Genomic DNA, 19,785 nt, shown 5'->3' with positions numbered 1-19,785 from the left:
GCCGACCTGGCGCTGGAGGCGCTGGCGGCGGACCTGCGCGCGCGCGGCCTGCCCGTGGCGGGGGCGGTGCAGCGCAACCTGGACCTGGGCCCCGACTGCGCCTGCGACATGGAGATGATCGTGCTGGGCGATCCCGGCGATCCGGTCCGCATCTCTCAGTCGCTTGGGCCGGGGGCGCAGGGCTGCAGGCTGGATACCGGCGCGCTCGAGGAGGCGGTGGCGCGCACCGCGCCCCGCCTGGCCGGCGCGGGCCTGGTGGTGATCCCCAAGTTCGGCCGGCAGGAGGCGATGGGCCGCGGCTTTCGTGACCTGATCGGCCAGGCGGTGGCCGACGGGCAGCCGGTGATCCTCTACGTGCCGCGCCAGCAGCAGGCGGCGTTCCTGGATTTCGCGGGCGATCTGGCGGTGCGGATCCGGCCCGACCAGCTGCGGTCCTGGTGCCTGGACCGATTCGCGGCGGCGTCGTGACGGACCTGGACGCGCGGGGGCTGCTGTGTCCCCTGCCGGTGCTGCGCCTGCGCAAGGCGCTGCTGGCGATGCCTGCGGGGGCGACCATACGGCTGATCGCGACGGACGACATGGCGATGGTCGATGTGCCGCATTTCTGCGGGCAGGCCGGGCATGCCATGATCGGGATGCGCGATCTGGGCGACGGCGTCACGGAATTCACGGTCAGGCGCGGCCCCGCGACCGGACAGGCAGCCGATCCTGCCCCCGAAGAGAGTTGAGCACCGACGATGACCATGCCCTTCCTGCCCTCGCGCAAGCGCCTGTCGGAGTTGACAGAGCAAGAGATCGTGGCCCTGGCCATCGCCTCCGAGGAGGATGACGCGCGCATCTATCGCAACTGGGCGGCGTTCCTGCGCAAGGACTATCCCGCCAGCGCCGCCGTGTTCGACGCCATGAGCGCCGAGGAGGACGGCCACCGTCGCCTGCTGCTGGACATGCACCAGCGCCGGTGGGGTGACGCCATCGCCGTGATCCGCCGCGAACATGTCGCGGGCTATGTCACCCGCCGCCCCGCCTGGATGATCGAGAACCTGTCGCTGGACCGCATCCGCGCCGAGGCCGCGGGCATGGAACGCGACGCGGCCGAGTTCTATGCCCATGCCGCCCAGGTCAGCCAGGACGCCGGCACGCGCAAGCTGCTGGGCGATCTGGCCGCCGCCGAGCGCGGCCACGAGAACCGCGCCCACGAGCTGACCGAACAGCTGCTGCCCGCCGATGCCCGCGCCGAGGAGGATGCCGTCGCCCATCGCGATTTCGTCCTGACCTGGGTCCAGCCGGGGCTGGCGGGGCTGATGGACGGCAGCGTGTCGACCCTGGCGCCGATCTTTGCGGTGGCGTTTGCCACGCAGAACCCCTGGACGACCTTCCTGGTGGGCGCCGCCGCCAGCATCGGCGCAGGCATCAGCATGGGCTTTACCGAGGCCGCATCCGATGACGGCGTGGTGTCGGGGCGTGGATCGCCGCTGAAGCGCGGACTGTCGTCGGGGGTGATGACCACCGTGGGCGGGATGGGGCACGCCCTGCCCTATCTGATTCCGGATTTCTGGACCGCCACCACCATCGCCATCATCGTCGTCTTCGTCGAGCTGTGGGCCATCGCCTGGATCCAGAACCGCTGGATGCAGACGCCCTTCTGGCGGGCCGTCTTGCAAGTCGTCGTGGGCGGTGGTCTGGTGCTGGCCGTTGGGGTGCTGATCGGATCGGGCTGACGGCCCCCGCCCGGGGGCCAGATGACCGAGATCCTGCTCAAGACCCTGCCCTTCTTTGCCCTGATCGGGCTAGGCTGGGTCGCCGCCGCCACGCGGTTCTTTCCCGCCCAGGGCGCGGCCTGGCTGACGAAGTTCGTGTTCTATTTCGCGCTGTCGGCGATGCTGTTCCGCTTTGCCGCGGGGGTCGATCTGGGTCGGCTGTTCGATCTGCGCTTCGTGCTGGCCTATCTGTCGGGATCGTCGGCGGTCTGGGCCGTGGGCCTGTGGGTCGCGCGCGCCCGCGGCCTGGGCCTGGCCGAGGCCGCGATGGAGGCGCAGTGCTGCATGATCGGCAACACCGGCTTTCTGGGCGTGCCGATGCTGGTCGTGCTGCTGGGGCCGGCGGCGATCGGGCCGGTGCTGATGGTGCTGATCATCGACATGCTGGTCTTTTCCACGTTGATCACGCTGATCGTGCATGCCTCGCGCAATGGCGGGGTCGGCGTCGCCGCGATTGTGCCGGTGCTGCGGGGGATCGCGGCCAACCCGATGATCCTGGCGATGGTCGCGGGCCTGTCCTGGGGCGGGCTGCGCCTGCCCATGCCCGCCCCCCTGGACGAATTCCTGTCGATCCTGGGGGCCGCCGCCACGCCGGGCGCGCTGTTCGCCATCGGCGCCAGCCTGGCGGGGCGCAGCTTGGCGCGGCTGGCCCCGTCGGCCTGGCTTTCGGGGGCCAAGCTGATCCTTCATCCGGCCGCGGTGGGGCTGGCGGCCTGGGCCTTCGGGGTCGATCCCGTGTCGGCAGGAGTCATGGTGGTCGCGGCGGGCCTGCCGGTCGCGGGCAACGTCTATATCCTGGCCCAGCATTTCGGGCTGGCGCAGCAGCGGGTGTCGACCGCGATCCTGATCTCGACCGCGGCCAGCATCCTGACCATCCCCGCGCTGATCCTGATGATCGGGGCCTAGTCCCGCGCTGCCAGCATCGCCTCCTCCAGGATGTCCAGCGCCTGCGCGAATTGGTCGTCCGGGATGGTGATTGGCGCCAGGAAGCGGATCACGTTGCCATGCACCCCGCAGGTCAGCAGCAGGAGCCCCCGCGCCAGCGCCTGTTCGCGCACCCGCGCGGTCAGGCCCGCATCGGGCCCGTCCGGCCCGATGAACTCGGCCGCGACCATGAAGCCCGGGCCCCGGATGTCGGCCAGTTCCGGCATGCGGGGCCGTATCGCCTCCAGCCGCGCCTTCAGCGCCGCGCCCAGGCGGTCGGCGCGTTCGCACAGGCCCTCCCCCTCGATCACGTCCAGCACCGCCAGGCCCGCAGCAATGCCCAGGGGATTGCCGCCATAGGTGCCGCCCAAACCCCCCGGCTCGGCCGCATCCATGATCTCGGCCCGGCCGGTCACCGCGGCGATGGGCAGCCCGCCGCCCAGCCCCTTGGCCATGGTCACCAGGTCGGCGGCAACGCCGTGATGCTCCATCGCGAACAGGCGGCCGGTGCGGGCGAACCCGGTCTGCACCTCGTCCGCGATCATCAAGATGCCATGCCGGTCGCACAGCGCGCGGATCGCCACGACGAAATCGGTGGGCGCGGGATAGAAGCCCCCCTCGCCCTGCACCGGCTCGAACACGATGGCGGCGACGCGGGCGGGGTCCAGGTCGGCCTTGAACAGCTTGTCGATGGCGGCAAGGCTGTCTTCGGTGGTGACCCCATGCAGCGGGCAGGGGAAGGGCGCGTGGAAGACGTCGGGCATCATGCCGCCGAAGCCCTTCTTGTAGGGGACGACCTTGCCGGTCAGCGTCATGCCCATGAAGGTCCGCCCGTGGAACGCGCCGGTGAAGGCGATCACCGCATCGCGTTTCGTGGCCGCGCGGGCGATCTTGACCGCGTTCTCGCAGGCCTCGGCTCCGGTGGTGATAAAGATCGTCTTCTTGGCGAAATCGCCGGGGGTGGCGTCGTTCAGGCGCTCGGCCAGGCGGACATAGTTCTCATAGGGCAGAACCTGGTGGCAGGTATGCGTGAACGCGTCCAGCTGGGCGCGCACGGCCTCGATCACGCGGGGGTGGCGGTGGCCGGTGTTCACGACCGCGATGCCGGCGGCGAAATCGATCAGGCGGTTGCCCTCGATGTCGGTGACGGTGGCGTTTTCGGCATGTGCCGCGAAATGGTCGGTCATCACGCCCACGCCGCGGGCCATGGCGGCGCGGCGGCGGGCGGCGGTTGCCGCGTTGGTCGCGGCGGCGGTCAGGTCCTTCATGGTGCATCCCTCCCTGGATGGATGGTCCAAGGGTGATCCTTTCGCACGCGTTTGCCAACGGCGAACTTCGCCTCGACGCAGGCGGCGGGGCGGGCTATCCCCGGACGCGCACGTTCAAGGGAGGGAACCGGACATGCGCGACATCGCGGATCTGAGGCTGTCGAACATCCTGCTGGCGGTGGATGACGAGGGCATCGCCCGCGTCACCCTGAACCGCCCGGCCAAGCGCAACGCGCTGGACCTGGCCACCATCGAGGAGCTGATCGACATCTTCACCACCCTGCCGCGCGCAGGCGTGCGCGCCGCGATCCTGGACGCGGCGGGCGATCATTTCTGCGCGGGGCTGGACCTGGTGGAACACCACCGCGAGGATCGCAGCGCCGCCGATTTCATGCAGGTCTGCCTGCGCTGGCACGATGCGTTCAACCGGATGGAATATGGCGGCGTGCCGGTCATCGCCGTCCTGCAGGGGGCGGTCGTGGGCGGCGGGCTGGAACTGGCCAGCGCCGCGCATATCCGCGTGGCGGGGCCCGGCACCTATTTCGGCCTCCCAGAGGGGCAGCGCGGCCTGTTCACGGGCGGCGGCGCCACGATCCGCGTGGCCGACCTGATCGGCAAGGCGCGGATGATCGACATGATGCTGTCCGGCCGCCTGTACCGCGGAGACGAGGCCGTGTCGGTGGGCCTGTGCCAGTACATGGTCGACGACCCGGCGGCCCACGCCCTGCAGATCGCGCGCAAGGCCGCGCAGAACCCGCCGCTGTCGAACTTTGCCATCTGCTCGGCCATCAGCCACATGCAGAACATGAGCGCGCTGGACGCCGCCTATGCCGAGGCCGCCGTGGCCGGCGTCGTGAACACCCAGGCCGAGGCCCGCGACCGCCTGGCGGCCTTTGCCGGCGGAACCGCGGACAAGATCAAGCCCGCCTGACGGGGGCGCCATGTCGCGTCGCGGGCCTTGGGCCCGTGCCGCGGCAGCGGTCGGCCGGGGCTCGATGCCCCGGCCGACCGCTCCTCGCTCAGGGCATCAGGGTCAGGACCAGCGTGACCACCCCGCCGATCGCCAGGAACCCCAGCAGCACGAAGACCCCGTCCCGCGCCAGCAGGCCGAACGCCAGCAGGCTGACCACCACGCCCATCAGCGACGAGGTGAAGGGAATGAATTCCAGCAGCGGCATCACCAGCCCGCAGCACAGGCAGATTCCCTGCACGATCCAGCGCATGGGCCGGCGCACCAGCGGGGTCAGCCGCTCGTGGCTGACCCGGTCCAGGAACCGCGCGGGCTTCTCCATCCAGTCAAGCGCCTTGCGCAACCGGTCGCCGGACACCTGCCGCCGCATCAGGAAGCCCGGCAGCCAGACGTGATCGCGACCGATCAGCATCTGCGCCGACACCAGCGCGATCAGCAGGCCGCAGATGCTGGAGAACAGCGGCACGCCCGACAGGGGCGACGCCACCGCAAAGGCCGGGATCATCAGGTTGGGGGGCAGCGAATCCTGGCCCAGGGCCTCGGCGATCTGTCCGACGCTGACCTTGTCGCCCTCGGCCCCCTTGCGCACGCGGCCGACCAGATCGGTGATGACGGTGTCATCGCTCATCGCATTCTCCTGCTTGTCGGGGGTGCAACGCATGGACGCGTCGCGGGGTCCGCGCTCAGCCCGCGCGGCGTGCGGCGGTCAGCAACCGGTCCAGCGACTGCAGGAACCGTGCCCGGTCGGCCTTGCCGAACCCCGCCCCGCCGCCCTTTTGGAACGGGTCCGCCGCGCGGATGTCGGCCATCAGGTCGCGCGTGGCCAGCCGTGGGCCGATGTTGCGCACGTCCAGCACCTCTCCGGCATGGGTCAGCACCGCCGCCCCCGCCTTGATGCAGCGATCCGCCAGCGGCAGGTCACCCGTCACCACCACGTCACCGGGACCGCAGCTATCGGCGATCCACTTGTCGGCCTCGTCGGGGCCCGCGGACACGATCTGCAGCCGGACCAGCGGATGCGTGGGCATCCTGAGGCCCCCGTTGCAGACCAGCACCATGGGCACACCCATGCGGACGGCCACCCGCTCGGCCTCGGCCTTGACCGGGCAGGCATCCGCATCGATGAACAGCGTGGTCATCAGTCGCGCAGCAGCTCGTTGATGGATGTCTTGGACCGCGTCTGCGCGTCGACACGCTTGACGATCACCGCACAGTACAGGTTCACGCCGTTCTTGGACGGCATCGTGCCAGACACCACGACCGACCCCGCCGGAACCTCGCCATAGGTCACGCTGCCCGTCTCGCGGTCGACGATCTTGGTCGACTGGCCGATATAGACGCCCATCCCCAGGACCGATCCCTCGCGCACGATGCAGCCCTCGACCACCTCCGAACGCGCGCCGATGAAGCAGTCGTCCTCGATGATCGTCGGCCCCGCCTGCAGCGGCTCCAGCACGCCGCCGATGCCCACGCCGCCCGACAGGTGGACGTTACGGCCGATCTGCGCGCAGGACCCGACGGTGGCCCAGGTGTCGATCATCGCGCCCTCGCCCACATGGGCGCCCAGGTTGACAAAGGACGGCATCAGAACCGCGCCCTTGCCGACGAACGCCGATCGCCGCACGATCGCGCCCGGCACGGCGCGGAACCCCGCCCGGCGCCAGTCGTCCTGGGTCCAGCCATGGAACTTGGACGGAACCTTGTCCCACCACGAGGTGCCCTGCGGACCGCCGGCCATCTCCTCCATGTCGTTCAGGCGGAAGGACAGCAGCACCGCCTTTTTCGCCCACTGGTTCACGTGCCAGTCGGCGCCGCGCTTTTCGGCCACGCGCAGGGCACCGCTGTCCAGCTGGTGCAGGGTCTCGCGCACGGCCTCGCGGGCGGCGCCCTGCGTGTCGGGGGTGATCTCAGCGCGGGCCTCCCACGCGGTTTCGATGGCTTGTTCCAGGTCTTGGGTCATCTTGGCCTCTTGCTGCTGTCGCGTCCGGGTGGAAACTGTTGCCTGTGGGCTATAAGCATCAACCAATGCCCGCGCAATCCGCGCATCCCCCACCCCGAGGCCTTGATGACCGATACGACCGAACAGGACCGCGCCCACACCCTGCCCGCCAGCAGCCGCGACGCGGCCCGCGCCCGGCACGTGCCCGACACGCCCCAGACCCGTGCGCCGTCCTATCAGCTGGCCTTCAGCGACCGCGACTTTCTGCTGCGCGAGGAGCTGCGCCCCGTCCGCCTGCAGCTGGAACTGCTGAAGCCCCAGATGATCATGGACGAACACGGCATCGAATCCACCGTGGTGATGTTCGGCGGCGCGCGCATCCCGGCGCCCGACGGCGCGGCCCGCGACGCCCGCAGCCCGGCCTTGGCCGAACTGTCGAAATACTATACCGAGGCGCGCCTGTTCGCCCGCCTGATGACCGAACGCAGCCTGGCGCAGGGCGGCAAGGACCTGGTCATCTGCACCGGCGGCGGCCCCGGCGTCATGGAGGCGGGCAACCTGGGCGCGCAGGAGGTCGGCGGCCAGTCGATCGGCCTGGGCATCGTGCTGCCGCACGAGCAGGCGCCCAACCCCTATGTCACGCCGGACCTGTGCTTCAACTTCCACTATTTCGCGATCCGCAAGATGCATTTCCTGATGCGCGCCCGCGCGATCACGGTCTTCCCCGGCGGCTTCGGCACCCTGGACGAGCTGTTCGAGGCGCTGACCCTGATCCAGACCGGCCGCATGGCCCGCATCCCGGTCCTGCTGTTCGGGGCCGAATTCTGGGACGGCATCATCAACTGGCAGGCCCTGGCCCGCGCCGGCACGATCAGCGCGTCCGACCTGGACCTGATCCGCTATGTCGAGACCGCGGACGAGGCCGTGGCGATCATCGACGCCTGGTCGCCGGAATGAAACGCTTGCATCGCGCCCGTGGCCCGATCATGCAGATCGCATGACACGCGCGCTGGACGATCTGGGCTGGGGGCCCTTCTTTGCCGATCAGGTCACCGATGACGATGCGGGGCTGGTGCCCATGCGCATCGCCGCGGTGCACCGGTCGCGGCTGATGGCCGAAACCGGGGCGGGCCAGGTCCGGCTGGACCTGCCGCTGCATGCCACGACCGCAGACTATGCGGTGGGCGACTGGGTGCTGGCCAAGGGCGACACGCGCGTGGTGGCCCGCCTGCTGGACCGCCGCGCCCTGCTGCGCCGCCGGACCGAGGGGGCTGATGCCCGCCAGCTGATCGCCGCCAACGTGGACACGCTGTTCGTGGTCACGTCGTGCAACGATGATTTCAACCCGGCGCGGCTGGAACGCTATCTGGCCCTGGCGAACGAGGCCGGGACGGACCCGGTGATCGTGCTGACCAAGATCGACAAGGTCGACGACCCGTCGGACTGGGTCGACCGCGCCCGCACCCTGCAGCGCGGGCTGCAGGTCGTGGCGCTGAACGCCAAGTCGCCCGATGCGGCGGCCGTGCTGGCACCCTGGTGCGGACCGGGGCGGACGGTCGCGCTGGTGGGTTCGTCCGGGGTGGGCAAATCGACGCTGCTGAACACGCTGTCGGGCCGCGATGCCCAGGTCACAGGCGAGATCCGCGAATCGGACGCCAAAGGGCGGCACACCACCACCGCGCGGTCGCTGCATCCGGTGGCGGGCGGGGGCTGGGTCATCGACACGCCCGGCATGCGCACGCTGCACGTGGCCGATGTCGCCGTGGGCATCGAGATGCTGTTCGCCGAGATCACCGAACTGGCCCCCCATTGCCGGTTCCGCGACTGCACCCATGCGCATGAACCGGGCTGCGCGGTGCAGGCGGCCGTGCGCGCCGGCACGCTGGACGCGGACCGTCTGGAACGCTGGCGCAAGCTGCACGACGAGAACCGCGACAACACCCCCGTCCAGACCGGGCCCCGCGGCAACCGCACCACCCTGCCCCGCGGCGGCAGGCGGCGCTGACGGTCATTGCTACCGCAATTGTGCCAAACGAGTTGTGGGAGGGTCGTCCCTTGGCGGACGTTTCCCGGTTTGGGTATCCCCTGCTGCTGCAAACGTCGTTGAAGAATCTAGGGCAAAAACTGCAACCCGCTCCACGTCGGCAAACATCGCCTTTGAAGCTATGCCAAAAATGCGACGAACAGGGCCAAGGGTCACGCGCCAGAACGGCTGATGCGTAGGCGAGGCCAAACGCATCGAAGACAGGTCTCTGGACTGGTCTGGTCGACGGGCAAAAACTCCCGTGACGCCGCGGCGGCGATCACCGTCAAACGCACTGTAGAGCGTGCCATCCGCACAGGAGGTCGCCGTCGAGCAGCCTGCCGGTGGCAGGTGCCGTGACCGGCCCTGCGCCAGGTTCAGACGGGCTGTTCTAGGCGGTTTCCGCCGCGATCTGGGCGCGGGACTTGCGGCCGCGTTCTGTCGCGGATTTCAGCTGGCCGCAGGCGGCCATGATGTCCTCTCCGCGCGGGGTGCGGATCGGGCTGGCATAGCCCGCATTGTGGATGATGTTCGCGAAGGCATGGATGCGGTTGTTGCTGGACCGCTTGTAGGGCGCGCCTGGCCATTCGTTGAACGGGATCAGGTTGATCTTGGCCGGGATGCCCTCGATCAGCTTGACCAGGCGGTGCGCGTCCTCGTCGCTGTCGTTCACGCCCGCCAGCATCACGTATTCAAAGGTGATCCGCTCGCTGTTGGTCAGGCGGGGATAGTCCCGCAGCGCGGCCAGCAGCGTCTCGATGTTCCAGCGCTTGTTGATGGGCACCAGGCGGTCGCGGACCTCGTCCGTCGTGGCGTGGAAGCTGACGGCCAGCAGGCAGCCGATCTCCTGCGCGGTGCGGGCGATCTCGGGGACGACGCCGCTGGTCGACAGGGTGATGCGGCGGCGCGACAGGGACAGGCCTTCGTTGTCCATCACGACCTTCATCGCGTCGCGGACGTTCTCGAAATTGTACAGCGGCTCGCCCATGCCCATCAGGACGATGTTGCTGATCAGCCGCGTCTCGTCCTTGGGGGCGCCCTGGACGGGCCATTCGCCCAGATCGTCGCGCGCCAGCATCAGCTGGCCGACGATTTCCCCGGGCGTCAGGTTGCGCACCAGCTTCTGCGTGCCGGTATGGCAGAACGAACAGGTCAGCGTGCAGCCCACCTGGCTGCTGACGCAGAGCGTGCCGCGGCCCTCCTCGGGGATGTAGACGACCTCGACCTCGTGGCCACCGGCGATGCGGACCAGGTACTTGCGCGTGCCGTCGCTGCTGACCTGACGGGTCACCATCTCGGGCAGGGTGATCTCGAAATTGGCCGCCAGCAGGGCGCGGTAATCCTTGGCCAGGTTGGTCATCTGCGCGAAATCGCGCACGCCCCAGTGATAGACCCACTGCCAGACCTGGCCCACGCGCATCTTGGCCTGACGCTCGGGCGTGCCCGCCGCGACCAGGGCGTCCAGCAGCTGCGCACGCGTCAGGCCGACGATGTTCGTCAGCCCGCCCTGGGGCAGCTTGCGCGGAAGCGTCATCACGTCCTGCGTGATCGGCGCAGACGGGGTCTGATCGGTCATGAAGATCACCGGTGTTGGAACGGCCCAAGGGGCGAAAGACAGCCACATATGCGAAAGCGGGCCCGAAATCAACCGGCCCGCCCCCCTGGTCCCGTCAGGACTGCAACCTTGCGGTTACTGGCAGCGCTCGCGTGCGCTGTTGGTCGCGGCGGTGATGCCCGACAGGCTGAACGTGTCCTTGGTCGTGGTGCCGCGTGCCGAACGGCCGGTCACGACCGCCGACGAGCCGCCGCGAAGGGCCGCGATCATCGCCTCGTCGTCGGACGGGCTGCCTGTCCAGGCGCTCTCGCCCTCGGTGAACAGGTTGAACGTGCGGCCGCCCACATCGACCTCGACCGTCGAATCCGGGGCGAAGGGATAGCCGCCACTGAAGCTGACCTCTCCGTTCTGGCCGGGACGGTAGGCGACGTACAGACGAATGTCGCCGCGCGTCACCTCGGCCGGCTGGCCGTCGCGGGTGTTCAGGGTAGATTTCGGGGGCGAGACGGCCCAGCATTCGCGCGGATTGTCGGCCGCGAAGACGGTCCAGTCCCCTTCGGTCGCCACGACATTGCTGGACTCTTGTGCAACCGCCGCGCCCAGTCCGGCGATCAGGACAAGGCTGGCGCCCATGCCGCGCAGGGTGGTGGTAATCATGCTCTGGCCTCCTGCCAATTCAATTCGCCGCTTCGCCCGGCGTTCTTCCTGATTGCTGTGGTCTTTTCAACCATCTGTCGTCAGGATAGCGAAAATCGCCGCCCGTTAAAGGCTGCGCAAGCACAATCGCGCAATTGTCAGGGAGAAAACATGCGGTCCGCAGAAATGATCGAACTGTGGCGCGGCGACATGCGCGAAAGCCTGCATGCCGGCCATGCCGTGATCTGCGATGCCCATGGCGTGGTCGAGGCCTGGGGACGACCCGGGCAGGTGATCTATCCGCGGTCGTCGTGCAAGATGATCCAGGCGCTGCCGCTGATGGAAAGCGGGGCCGCCGATGCGGCGGGCCTGACAGACCGCCAGCTAGCCCTGGCCTGCGCCAGCCATTCGGGGGCGGCGATGCATGTCGCGGCCGTGGACGGCTGGCTGACCGGGCTGGGCCTGGGCGAGCCCGACCTGCGCTGCGGCAGCCACATGCCGCGCGACGCGGAGGAGAACCGCCGCCTGACCTGTTCGGACAGCGCGCCCTGCCAGCTGCACAACAACTGTTCGGGCAAGCATGCGGGCTTTCTGACGCTGAACCGCCACCTGAAGGGCGGGCCGGATTATGTCGAGCCCGACCACCCGGTCCAGCGCGCCGTCAAGGAGGCCTTCGAGGCAGTCACCGACGAGGAGAGCCCCGGTTTCGGCATCGACGGCTGTTCGGCCCCGAACTGGGCCTGCACGGTCGAGGGGCTGGCCCGCGCGATGGCGCGGTTCGCCAATCCCGGAACGGACAGGCGCGGCCAAGCCATGCGGCGGCTGGTGGACGCGATGCGCAGCCACCCCGAGATGGTCGCGGGCGAGGGTCGGTCCTGCACCGAGTTGATGCGCGCGATGGGGGGCGTCGCGGCGATCAAGACCGGGGCCGAGGCGGTGTTCGTGGCGATCCTGCCCGACCAGGGCCTGGGCGTCGCGCTGAAGATCACCGATGGCGGCACCCGCGCCAGCGAGGCCGCGATCACCGCGCTGCTGATCCACCTAGGCGTGCTGGATGCGGCCCATCCGGCGGCGCAGGCGCTTCTGGACGGACCGATCCTGAACTGTCGCGGCATGGTCACGGGCAACCTGCGCCGCGCGCCGGGCTTTCCCGCCTGAGGGCCGTCACATCCCCGACATGGAGCCGTGCTTTACTGTGCGGCACGGGATGCCCCCGTCCCGTTCCCGTGCCCCGAACCGGCGCCCCTTGGCAGAGCGGGCGCCGGATGCGCGGTCTCAGATCATCTGCCAGATCAGCCGACCCGCCAGCAGGGTCGAGGTTACGACCAGCAGCGGCTTGATCAGCCGCGCGCCGATGCGCGAGGCCAGCCGCGCGCCCAGCATCGCCCCCGCGATCTGCGCCGCCCCCATCGCCATGCCCAAAAGCCACAGCGGCTGGCCGACCAGCGCGAAGGCCCCCAGCCCGCCCAGGTTCGAGGCGAAGTTCAGCAGCTTGGTATGGGCCGTGGCCTTCAGAACCCCGTATCCGGCCAGCGTGACAAACCCGATCATGTAGAAGGCCCCGGCCCCCGGCCCGATCAGCCCGTCATAGAAGCCCACGAACGGCACCACCGTCGCCGCAAAGACCAGGGGCGTCAGGCGGCGCGTGCGGTCCAGGTCGTTCAGTCCGGGTTTCAGCGCAAAGAACAACGCGATGCCGATCAGGATGACCGGCAGGATCAGCCGCAACCCGTCGGTGGGGATCGCGCTGACCAGCACCGCCCCCGCGGCCCCCGCCGCCCCCGCGATCAGCGCGGATTTCCACTGGCTGCGCAGATCGACCAGACCCCGCGCCGCATAGCTGAGCGCGGCCGTCCCCGCGCCGAAGACGCCCTGCACCTTGTTCGTGGCCAGCGCCTGCGCGGGCGACAGTCCCGCCAGCATCAGGATGGGCAGCGTGATCAGCCCGCCCCCGCCCGCGATGGCATCGACGAAGCCTGCGGCAAAGGCCGCCATCATCAGCAGCATCACCAGGTCGGCGGTCAGTTCGAACATCATCGGGACTTTCGGTGGGGCAATCGTCGCAGGGGTATTTGGACAAAGGAGAAATCAGGGGGTGACGAAATCCTCGTCCGCGAAGCCCTGCAGGTACAAGAGCGCGGTCAAGTCGCCGTAGTTGATGCGGATCTGGGCCTGGGCGGCGACCGCGGGTTTCGCGTGCAGCGCCACGCCGGCACCCGCCAGCTGGATCATGCCAAGGTCGTTGGCGCCGTCGCCCACCGCGATCGCGTTCTGGGGCGTGGTGCCGAGGCGGGCGGCGATCTGAGTCAGGGCATCGACCTTAGCCTCGCGCCCCAGGATGGGCAGGGCGACCTGCCCGGTCAGCACGCCGTCCTGCGCCAGCAGCGTGTTGGCGCGATGTTCGTCGAAGCCCAGGGTCTGGGCCACGGCCCGGGTGAAGCTGGTGAAGCCCCCCGAGACCAGCGCGGTATAGGCCCCGTGCGCGCGCATGGTCGCGACCAGCACGGCCCCGCCCGCGGCATAGGTGATGCGTTCGGCCAGGACCTGGGCGATGACCGCCTCCGGGAGGTTCGCCAGCAGGGCCACGCGTTCGGTCAGCGCAGCGTTGAAGTCCAGCTCTCCGTTCATGGCGCGGGCGGTGATCTGGGCCACGCGGGGGCCAAAGCCCGCCATGTCGGCCAGTTCGTCGATGCATTCCTGATCGATCATGGTCGAATCCATGTCGGCGATCAGGATGCGCTTGCGCCGCCCGCCCGCGGGCTGGATCGCCAGGTCGATGCCGATGGCCTGCAGGTCGGACCAGACCTGATCCGAATCGCCCGGAAGCACCGCGATGTCGAATTCGGCAGCCACGCCCGGCGACAGCCAGCGCGTGACGTCGCCGCCCCACCGGTCGGCCAGACCGCCGGGCAGGGCATCATCCAGATTGGCTGCGGCAGGCGCCGCGATCAGCGAGACGGTGAACATGGGCGCGGTCCTTGTGCGGTTGCCTGCGGGTGTAGGACAAAGTTTTTTCTTGCGCCAGAGCGGGAGGGGTCTTAGGTCGGTCGGTGGGACACCCCTCCCCAACGAGGGGCTTTTTAGCTGGAAGGCTAGTCACATGACCGATCATGCGATCCCGGCTGCGCGGCCGGAAAATCCGCGCTTTTCCTCGGGCCCCTGCGCCAAGATCCCCCATTATTCGCTGGACATGCTGTCGGACGCGCCCCTGGGCCGGTCGCATCGCGCCGCCGTCGGCAAGTCCAAGCTGGCCGAGGCCATCGAGCTGACCCGTGCGGTCCTGGGCGTGCCGGCCGATTACCGCATCGGCATCGTCCCCGGTTCCGACACCGGCGCGGTCGAGATGGCGATGTGGACCCTGCTGGGCGCCCGCCCCGTCGAGATGCTGGCCTGGGAAAGCTTCGGCGAAGGCTGGGTCACGGATGCCGTGAAGCAGCTGAAGCTGGACGCCACGGTCCGCAAGGCCGATTACGGCAAGATCGTCGATCTGGCGGAGGTCGATTTCGACAAGGACGTCGTCTTCACCTGGAACGGCACCACCAGCGGCGTGCGCGTGCCGAACGGCGACGCGATCCCCGCCGACCGCGCGGGCCTGACCATCTGCGACGCGACCAGCGCGGCCTTCGCCATGGACCTGCCTTGGGACAAGCTGGATGTGGTGACCTTCAGCTGGCAGAAGGTGCTGGGCGGCGAGGGCGCGCATGGCGTCCTGATCCTGTCGCCGCGCGCCGTCGAGCGGCTGGAGACCTATGTCCCCGCCTGGCCGCTGCCCAAGATCTTCCGCATGACCAAGGGCGGCAAGCTGATCGAGGGCATCTTCAAGGGCGAGACGATCAACACGCCCTCGATGCTGGCGGTCGAGGATTACCTGGTCGCGCTGAAATGGGCGCAATCTCTGGGCGGGCTGTCGGCGCTGATCGCGCGGGCGGATGCTAATGCGGCTGCTGTGCGCGATTTCATCGCGGACAAGGACTGGATCGCCGATCTGGCCGAGGATCCGGCCACCGCGTCGACGACCAGCGTCTGCCTGAAGTTCACCGATCCGGCGATCAAGGACGGCGCGGCCTTTGCCAAGGCCGTGGCCAAGCGCCTGGAGAAGGAGGGCGTGGCGCTGGACGCCGGCGCCTATCGCGACGCGCCTGCGGGCCTGCGCATCTGGTGCGGATCGACGGTCGAGCCCGCCGATGTCGCGGCACTGATGCCGTGGATCGAATGGGCGTACCGCGCCGAACTGGCCGCGCAGTGACCTGACAAGCCGGGGGGCTTTGCGCGCCCCGGACACCCGCAGGGTATTTTTCCAACGAAGAAGCCAGACGTCAGCGTGGCCATGCCCGGGCGTTCCCACACAAGGATGAATGACATGCCGAAGGTTCTCGTGTCCGACAAGCTGTCGGAAACCGCCGTCCAGATCTTTCGCGATCGCGGCGTCGAGGTGGATTACCTGCCCGATCTGGGCAAGGACAAGGACAAGCTGGCCGAGATCATCGGGCAGTATGACGGGCTGGCCATCCGGTCGGCCACCAAGGTGACCGACAAGCTGCTGGAAAGCGCGACCAACCTGAAGGTCATCGGCCGCGCCGGCATCGGGGTCGACAATGTCGACATCCCTGCCGCCAGCAAGAAGGGCGTGATCGTGATGAACACGCCTTTCGGCAACAGCGTGACCACGGCCGAACATGCCATCGCGATGATGTTCGCGGTCGCGCGCCAGCTGCCCGAGGCCAGCGTCAGCACCCATGCCGGCAAGTGGGAGAAGAACCGCTTCATGGGGGTCGAGCTGTTCAACAAGACCCTGGGCGTGATCGGGGCGGGCAACATCGGCGGCATCGTGATCGACCGCGCCCTGGGTCTGCACATGAAGGTGCTGGCCTATGACCCCTTCCTGTCCGAGGATCGCGCCAAGGAACTGGGCGTGACCAAGGTCGAGCTGGACGACCTGCTGGGCAAGTCCGACTTCATCACCTTCCACGTGCCGCTGACCGACAAGACCCGCAACATCCTATCGCGCGAGGCCATCGGCAAGCTGAAGAAGGGCGTGCGCATCATCAACTGCGCCCGCGGCGGCCTAGTCGACGAGGAGGCGCTGGCCGAGGCGTTGAAGGACGGGCGCGTGGCGGGTGCCGCATTCGACGTCTTTGCCGTCGAGCCCGCGACGGAAAGCCCGCTGTTCAACCTGCCCAACGTCGTCGTCACGCCCCACCTGGGCGCCGCCACGACCGAGGCGCAGGAGAACGTCGCCCTGCAGGTTGCCGAGCAGATGTCGGACTATCTGCTGACGGGCGCGGTGCAGAACGCGCTGAACATGCCCTCGGTCACGGCCGAGGAGGCCGCGGTGATGGGCCCCTGGATCAAGCTGGCCGCGCATCTGGGCGCCTTCGTGGGCCAGATGACCGACGAGCCGATCAAGGCGATCAACGTGCTGTATGACGGCGTAGTGTCCGAGATGAACCTGAACGCGCTGAACGCGGCGGTGATCGCCGGCGTGATGAAGGCGTCGAACCCGGACGTGAACATGGTGTCGGCCCCGGTCATGGCCAAGGATCGCGGCGTGCAGGTGTCCACCACCAAGCAGGACAAGGCCGGCGCCTATGAGGGTTATGTCAAGGTCACCTGCGTGACCGAGACGCGCGAGCGGTCCATCGCGGGCACGGTGTTCAGTGATGGCAAGCCGCGCTTCATCCAGATCCGCGGGATCAACGTGGACGCCGAGGTGGGAAGCCACATGCTGTACACCCGCAACAAGGACGTTCCCGGCGTCATCGGCGCGCTTGGGATGACCTTGGGCGATCTGGGCGTGAACATCGCGAACTTTACCCTGGGACGGGCCGCCAACGGGGCGGATGCCATCGCGATCCTGTACCTGGACGAGGCGATCAGCGACGAGGCCCTGGCCACGCTGCAGAACACCGGCAAGTTCCTGCAGGCCCGCCGGCTGCAGTTCGAGGTTTGACCTCGGCCCCGCACGCCCTTACCCAAGGGGCGTGCGGACCCTCCCTGCCGCGCGCCACGGCCAGGTGACAGATGCAACTTTATGCGATCGGCGACATTCACGGACAGCTGGACCTGCTGAAGGCCGCGCATCAGCGGATCTTCGACGACGGCGGGCCTGATGCGGTCATCGCCCATGTGGGCGACCTGATCGACCGCGGTCCCGATTCGCGTGGCGTGGTGGACCACCTGTTGCGCGGCCAGCAGGCGGGGCGGCCCTGGATCGTCACCCGCGGCAATCACGACCGCTTCCTGCCCGCCTTCCTGAACCAGCCCGACTGGATCGACCCGGGCCTGTCGTCCGGACAGCATTGGGTGGATCATCCGGGCTTGGGCGCGGCCGCGACGCTGCGGTCCTATGGCGTGGACCCGGATCAGCCGCGCGATGCGCTGCTGCGCGATGCGCGGGCGGCGGTTCCTGCGGATCACGCGCGGTTCCTGGCGGCACTGCCGCTGTGGTATCTGCATCCGCTGGCGCTGGTCGTGCATGCGGGCATCCGTCCGGGCATCGACCTGCAGGACCAGGCAGAGGGCGACCTGGTCTGGATCCGCCAGGGGTTCCTGGACAGCGACGTCGATTTCGGGCCGCTGGTCGTGCACGGGCACACCGCGCTGGATGCCCCCGCCCTGTACGCAAACCGCCTGAACCTGGACGGGGGAGCCGCCTATGGCCGGCCGCTGTCCGCCGCCGTCATCGAACCGGGTGCCGTGCACCTGCTGACCGAATCGGGCCGCCAGCCCCTGTTGCCGGAGTAGACCATGCGCCTTGCCCTGACCCTTGCCCTGATCGCCGCCCCCCTGTCGTTACAGGCCGAGGAGGTCGGCCGCGTCGGCGTGGACTGGGTCGGCAACGATGTCGTCATCGAGGCGATCAAGGACCCCGAGGTGCCGGGCGTGACCTGCCATCTGGCTTATTTCAGCCGCTCGGTCCTGGATCGGCTGAGCCAGGGCAACTGGTTCGAGGATCCGTCCAACAGCGCGATCCAGTGCACCCGCACCGGGCCCATCGACGTCAGCGCCCTGACCCCCGGCGAGGGAGAAAACGTGTTCAGCGAGGGGCGTTCGCTGGTGTTCAAGTCGCTGCGGGTGCAGCGCATCTATGACGCCGACAACCGCGTGCTGGTCTATCTGGCCCATGCCAACCAGGTCAGCGAGGGGTCGGCCAAGATGTCGATGGCGACCGTGCCCCTGACGGCGGACGACATCGCCCCCTGATCGCCTGCCGGTGGACAGGACCGTCGCGGCGCGCTAGAAGGCGCGCTGACTTTTGTTGATCCCTGACACGAACGATGGATACCGCCCGGATGCAGGCCCAAAGCCGCCACGCGAAATACAGCCTGGGACAGGTCGTCCGGCACCGTTCGCGGCCGTTCCGGGGCGTGATCTTCGACGTCGATCCCAAATTCGCCAATACCGAGGAATGGTACGAATCCATCCCCGAGGATTCGCGCCCCGATCGCGACCAGCCGTTCTATCACCTGTTCGCCGAGACCGAGGCGACCTACTACGTGGCCTATGTGTCCGAACAGAACCTTGAACTGGACGTGTCGGGCGAACCGCTGGACCACCCCGAGGTCGGGGACATGTTCAGCGCCTTTCAGGACGGCCGCTATTTCCTGGCGGGACCGCTCAACTAGGCGTCAACCTCCATCTGGGCAAAGGGGATGCTGAAGGCCAGATAGTTCCGGCTTTCCTCGCGGTAATAGCACAGGGCCTGCGTCAGGTCCTGGATCAGGAACCAGCCGAAGCCGCCTTCGGGCAGATCGTCCGCGACCATCGGCGGCAGGCTGCGCGGCAGCAGGCAGTCGTCAGGCAGCGAGATCCCGTCATCGGTCAGCGCGCAGGCCAGGCCCGAACTGTGGCGCACGATGCACAGGTGGATCACCGGCAGCCGCGCCTGTTCCGCCTGGCCCAGCGGAGCGTGTTCGGCGACGTTGTTCATCACCTCGGCCAGGACCAGTTCCAGTCGGCCCAGAGTGTCGTCGCCCACCTCTCCGCGGAAACGCTGGCGGACGTCCTGAAGGGTGTCGCGCACGATCATCGGATGGGCGTTCAGGACGCGGTGGAACATCGGCTGCGTCAGCGCGGAGGCACGGTTTCCGATGCCCGGATCGGAGCGTTCACTGGGTGTCATTCTCGTTGCTCCTTCTGAGCGGTGCGGGGCTGAGCGGTGCGGGGCTGGATGTCGAACACGCTGTCCATCCGCGTCAGGCGGAACACGCGTTCGACATTGGGCGTCAGCGCGAACAGCACCAGCGCCAGGTTCTCGGGCAGGCTCTTGCGGACGGCGATCATCGCCCCCAGGCCAGAGCTGTCCATGAAGTCCACCGCCGCCATGTCCATGTGCACCGGCTTGCGGTTCTTGACCACGATCTCGCGCAGCTTGTCCTTGAACAGGGTCGCAATCGCCGCGTCGATCCGGGGTTCCGTCACCGTGATGTTCAGATGGGATTCGGCGTCTTCGACGATGAACTGCATGATTCCGGGCCTTCCTTGCGCATCTGCATCCTTGACTAGACCCCAAAGGTTACGATCCGGTAAGCGCGAGGACAGATCGGGGGGGAAAGATCATGACAATTCAGGACATCTACGTGCTGGGAGCGGCGCGCACGCCGATGGGCGGGCTGATGGGCGCGCTGTCGGGGGTGTCCGCGGCCGATCTGGGTGGGGCGGCCATCGCCGCGGCACTGGCGCGCGCGGGCGGGCCTGCGGTCGATGCGCTGTT

General features: G+C 68.5%; 23 protein-coding genes. 13 read left to right on the top strand and 10 right to left on the bottom strand.

Annotation, left to right across the window (positions count from 1 at the left end; genetic code table 11):
* From FHD68_RS11195 to FHD68_RS11180, 4 genes are all read left to right on the top strand, one after another.
* On the top strand, positions 1-468 hold a 468-nt coding region (locus tag FHD68_RS11195; RefSeq protein WP_280115169.1), incomplete at its 5' end, for a DUF2478 domain-containing protein.
* Positions 465-728, top strand: coding sequence for a sulfurtransferase TusA family protein (locus tag FHD68_RS11190; RefSeq protein WP_341872761.1), 264 nt, complete (start codon positions 465-467; stop codon positions 726-728). The genes FHD68_RS11195 and FHD68_RS11190, both read left to right, overlap by 4 nt.
* 15 nt (positions 729-743) lie before the next feature.
* Positions 744-1,718, top strand: a complete 975-nt coding sequence (gene mbfA, locus FHD68_RS11185) for an iron exporter MbfA (RefSeq protein ID WP_127899244.1) — start codon at positions 744-746, stop codon at positions 1,716-1,718.
* Between the two features lie 21 nt (positions 1,719-1,739).
* Positions 1,740-2,663: an AEC family transporter gene (locus FHD68_RS11180; protein ID WP_127897451.1), complete on the top strand. Its 924-nt coding sequence runs from the start codon at positions 1,740-1,742 to the stop codon at positions 2,661-2,663.
* Here the strand turns inward: FHD68_RS11180 and FHD68_RS11175 are convergent.
* A complete protein-coding gene (locus tag FHD68_RS11175; protein WP_127897452.1) occupies positions 2,660-3,949 on the bottom strand; it encodes a 4-aminobutyrate--2-oxoglutarate transaminase in 1,290 nt (429 codons plus the stop codon). The genes FHD68_RS11180 and FHD68_RS11175 overlap by 4 nt on opposite strands.
* A 133-nt stretch (positions 3,950-4,082) precedes the next feature.
* Here FHD68_RS11175 and FHD68_RS11170 point away from each other — a divergent pair, with 133 nt between their 5' ends.
* A complete protein-coding gene (locus FHD68_RS11170; protein WP_127897453.1) occupies positions 4,083-4,880 on the top strand; it encodes a crotonase/enoyl-CoA hydratase family protein in 798 nt (265 codons plus the stop codon).
* An 88-nt stretch (positions 4,881-4,968) separates the two neighbouring features.
* On the opposite strand, the gene FHD68_RS11165 is transcribed toward FHD68_RS11170, so the two are convergent.
* From FHD68_RS11165 to dapD, 3 genes are read right to left on the bottom strand one after another with little or no spacing between them, the layout of a single operon-like run.
* Entirely contained in the window at positions 4,969-5,547 is a 579-nt protein-coding gene (locus FHD68_RS11165; protein ID WP_046000416.1) for an exopolysaccharide biosynthesis protein, read from the bottom strand.
* Positions 5,548-5,602: 55 nt separating this feature from the next.
* Positions 5,603-6,058 (bottom strand): YaiI/YqxD family protein, encoded by a 456-nt coding sequence (locus FHD68_RS11160; protein ID WP_127897454.1) that lies wholly within the window; start codon positions 6,056-6,058, stop codon positions 5,603-5,605.
* The gene (dapD, locus tag FHD68_RS11155; protein ID WP_127897455.1) at positions 6,058-6,879 is read right to left on the bottom strand and encodes a 2,3,4,5-tetrahydropyridine-2,6-dicarboxylate N-succinyltransferase; all 822 of its coding nucleotides are present in this window, start codon (positions 6,877-6,879) and stop codon (positions 6,058-6,060) included. Before dapD ends, FHD68_RS11160 begins: the two co-directional genes overlap by 1 nt.
* A 105-nt stretch (positions 6,880-6,984) precedes the next feature.
* Between dapD and FHD68_RS11150 the strand changes: the two genes are divergently transcribed.
* On the top strand, positions 6,985-7,815 hold the full coding sequence (locus FHD68_RS11150) for an LOG family protein (protein WP_046000418.1): 831 nt from the start codon (positions 6,985-6,987) through the stop codon (positions 7,813-7,815).
* Between the two features lie 40 nt (positions 7,816-7,855).
* Positions 7,856-8,863, top strand: a complete 1,008-nt coding sequence (gene rsgA / locus FHD68_RS11145; RefSeq protein ID WP_127897456.1) for a ribosome small subunit-dependent GTPase A — start codon at positions 7,856-7,858, stop codon at positions 8,861-8,863.
* Positions 8,864-9,272: 409 nt separating this feature from the next.
* Here the strand turns inward: rsgA and rlmN are convergent, their stop codons facing one another.
* Positions 9,273-10,457, bottom strand: coding sequence for a dual-specificity RNA methyltransferase RlmN (gene rlmN, locus FHD68_RS11140; RefSeq protein WP_045983077.1), 1,185 nt, complete (start codon positions 10,455-10,457; stop codon positions 9,273-9,275).
* A 114-nt stretch (positions 10,458-10,571) separates the two neighbouring features.
* Positions 10,572-11,093 carry an invasion associated locus B family protein gene (locus tag FHD68_RS11135; RefSeq protein WP_045983064.1) on the bottom strand — a complete coding sequence of 174 codons (522 nt, stop codon included), beginning with the start codon at positions 11,091-11,093 and terminating at the stop codon, positions 10,572-10,574.
* 150 nt (positions 11,094-11,243) lie between these two features.
* Between FHD68_RS11135 and FHD68_RS11130 the strand changes: the two genes are divergently transcribed.
* Complete coding sequence (locus FHD68_RS11130) at positions 11,244-12,230, top strand: asparaginase (RefSeq protein ID WP_127897457.1); 987 nt, start codon at positions 11,244-11,246, stop codon at positions 12,228-12,230.
* Between the two features lie 117 nt (positions 12,231-12,347).
* On the opposite strand, the gene FHD68_RS11125 is transcribed toward FHD68_RS11130, so the two are convergent.
* Together FHD68_RS11125 and serB are read right to left on the bottom strand one after the other, a co-directional pair.
* Positions 12,348-13,106, bottom strand: coding sequence for a TSUP family transporter (locus tag FHD68_RS11125; protein ID WP_045983076.1), 759 nt, complete (start codon positions 13,104-13,106; stop codon positions 12,348-12,350).
* A 54-nt stretch (positions 13,107-13,160) separates the two neighbouring features.
* A complete protein-coding gene (serB, locus tag FHD68_RS11120) occupies positions 13,161-14,039 on the bottom strand; it encodes a phosphoserine phosphatase SerB (RefSeq protein ID WP_127897464.1) in 879 nt (292 codons plus the stop codon).
* Between the two features lie 133 nt (positions 14,040-14,172).
* Between serB and FHD68_RS11115 the strand changes: the two genes are divergently transcribed.
* The 5 genes from FHD68_RS11115 to hspQ all read left to right on the top strand — a co-directional run bounded on the left by FHD68_RS11115 (position 14,173) and on the right by hspQ (position 18,697).
* Positions 14,173-15,318, top strand: a complete 1,146-nt coding sequence (locus FHD68_RS11115) for a phosphoserine transaminase (protein ID WP_127897465.1) — start codon at positions 14,173-14,175, stop codon at positions 15,316-15,318.
* Between the two features lie 114 nt (positions 15,319-15,432).
* The gene (serA, locus tag FHD68_RS11110; RefSeq protein WP_164871371.1) at positions 15,433-17,022 is read left to right on the top strand and encodes a phosphoglycerate dehydrogenase; all 1,590 of its coding nucleotides are present in this window, start codon (positions 15,433-15,435) and stop codon (positions 17,020-17,022) included.
* A gap of 71 nt (positions 17,023-17,093) precedes the next feature.
* The gene (locus tag FHD68_RS11105; protein ID WP_127897467.1) at positions 17,094-17,816 is read left to right on the top strand and encodes a metallophosphoesterase; all 723 of its coding nucleotides are present in this window, start codon (positions 17,094-17,096) and stop codon (positions 17,814-17,816) included.
* A gap of 3 nt (positions 17,817-17,819) precedes the next feature.
* Positions 17,820-18,275, top strand: coding sequence for a CreA family protein (locus FHD68_RS11100; protein WP_127897468.1), 456 nt, complete (start codon positions 17,820-17,822; stop codon positions 18,273-18,275).
* Positions 18,276-18,349: 74 nt separating this feature from the next.
* Positions 18,350-18,697: a heat shock protein HspQ gene (gene hspQ, locus FHD68_RS11095; RefSeq protein WP_371705774.1), complete on the top strand. Its 348-nt coding sequence runs from the start codon at positions 18,350-18,352 to the stop codon at positions 18,695-18,697.
* Here the strand turns inward: hspQ and FHD68_RS11090 are convergent.
* Together FHD68_RS11090 and FHD68_RS11085 are read right to left on the bottom strand one after the other, a co-directional pair.
* Positions 18,694-19,194, bottom strand: a complete 501-nt coding sequence (locus FHD68_RS11090) for an ATP-binding protein (RefSeq protein WP_045983053.1) — start codon at positions 19,192-19,194, stop codon at positions 18,694-18,696. The two genes, hspQ and FHD68_RS11090, sit on opposite strands and share 4 nt — an antisense overlap.
* Positions 19,191-19,538, bottom strand: a complete 348-nt coding sequence (locus FHD68_RS11085; protein WP_045983052.1) for an STAS domain-containing protein — start codon at positions 19,536-19,538, stop codon at positions 19,191-19,193. The genes FHD68_RS11090 and FHD68_RS11085 overlap by 4 nt, the downstream gene beginning before the upstream one ends.
* Positions 19,539-19,785 lie beyond the last annotated feature (247 nt).

It is taken from the genome of Paracoccus marcusii (assembly GCF_006151785.1).
Taxonomy (GTDB): Bacteria; Pseudomonadota; Alphaproteobacteria; order Rhodobacterales; family Rhodobacteraceae; genus Paracoccus; species Paracoccus marcusii.
Note: the sequence above shows the minus strand (reverse complement) of the source record. Positions and strands in the feature narration are given on the sequence as shown.

Bases quoted from the DNA above. Each gene is read 5' to 3' on its own strand.
- mbfA (WP_127899244.1), top strand. From the start codon at position 744: ATGCCCTTCCTGCCCTCGCGCAAGCGCCTGTCGGAGTTGACAGAGCAA.
- FHD68_RS11180 (WP_127897451.1), top strand. From the start codon at position 1,740: ATGACCGAGATCCTGCTCAAGACCCTGCCCTTCTTTGCCCTGATCGGG.
- FHD68_RS11175 (WP_127897452.1), bottom strand. From the start codon at position 3,949: ATGAAGGACCTGACCGCCGCCGCGACCAACGCGGCAACCGCCGCCCGC.
- FHD68_RS11170 (WP_127897453.1), top strand. From the start codon at position 4,083: ATGCGCGACATCGCGGATCTGAGGCTGTCGAACATCCTGCTGGCGGTG.
- FHD68_RS11165 (WP_046000416.1), bottom strand. From the start codon at position 5,547: ATGAGCGATGACACCGTCATCACCGATCTGGTCGGCCGCGTGCGCAAG.
- FHD68_RS11160 (WP_127897454.1), bottom strand. From the start codon at position 6,058: ATGACCACGCTGTTCATCGATGCGGATGCCTGCCCGGTCAAGGCCGAG.
- dapD (WP_127897455.1), bottom strand. From the start codon at position 6,879: ATGACCCAAGACCTGGAACAAGCCATCGAAACCGCGTGGGAGGCCCGC.
- FHD68_RS11150 (WP_046000418.1), top strand. From the start codon at position 6,985: ATGACCGATACGACCGAACAGGACCGCGCCCACACCCTGCCCGCCAGC.
- rsgA (WP_127897456.1), top strand. From the start codon at position 7,856: ATGACACGCGCGCTGGACGATCTGGGCTGGGGGCCCTTCTTTGCCGAT.
- rlmN (WP_045983077.1), bottom strand. From the start codon at position 10,457: ATGACCGATCAGACCCCGTCTGCGCCGATCACGCAGGACGTGATGACG.
- FHD68_RS11135 (WP_045983064.1), bottom strand. From the start codon at position 11,093: ATGATTACCACCACCCTGCGCGGCATGGGCGCCAGCCTTGTCCTGATC.
- FHD68_RS11130 (WP_127897457.1), top strand. From the start codon at position 11,244: ATGCGGTCCGCAGAAATGATCGAACTGTGGCGCGGCGACATGCGCGAA.
- FHD68_RS11125 (WP_045983076.1), bottom strand. From the start codon at position 13,106: ATGTTCGAACTGACCGCCGACCTGGTGATGCTGCTGATGATGGCGGCC.
- serB (WP_127897464.1), bottom strand. From the start codon at position 14,039: ATGTTCACCGTCTCGCTGATCGCGGCGCCTGCCGCAGCCAATCTGGAT.
- FHD68_RS11115 (WP_127897465.1), top strand. From the start codon at position 14,173: ATGACCGATCATGCGATCCCGGCTGCGCGGCCGGAAAATCCGCGCTTT.
- serA (WP_164871371.1), top strand. From the start codon at position 15,433: ATGCCGAAGGTTCTCGTGTCCGACAAGCTGTCGGAAACCGCCGTCCAG.
- FHD68_RS11105 (WP_127897467.1), top strand. From the start codon at position 17,094: ATGCAACTTTATGCGATCGGCGACATTCACGGACAGCTGGACCTGCTG.
- FHD68_RS11100 (WP_127897468.1), top strand. From the start codon at position 17,820: ATGCGCCTTGCCCTGACCCTTGCCCTGATCGCCGCCCCCCTGTCGTTA.
- hspQ (WP_371705774.1), top strand. From the start codon at position 18,350: ATGGATACCGCCCGGATGCAGGCCCAAAGCCGCCACGCGAAATACAGC.
- FHD68_RS11090 (WP_045983053.1), bottom strand. From the start codon at position 19,194: ATGACACCCAGTGAACGCTCCGATCCGGGCATCGGAAACCGTGCCTCC.
- FHD68_RS11085 (WP_045983052.1), bottom strand. From the start codon at position 19,538: ATGCAGTTCATCGTCGAAGACGCCGAATCCCATCTGAACATCACGGTG.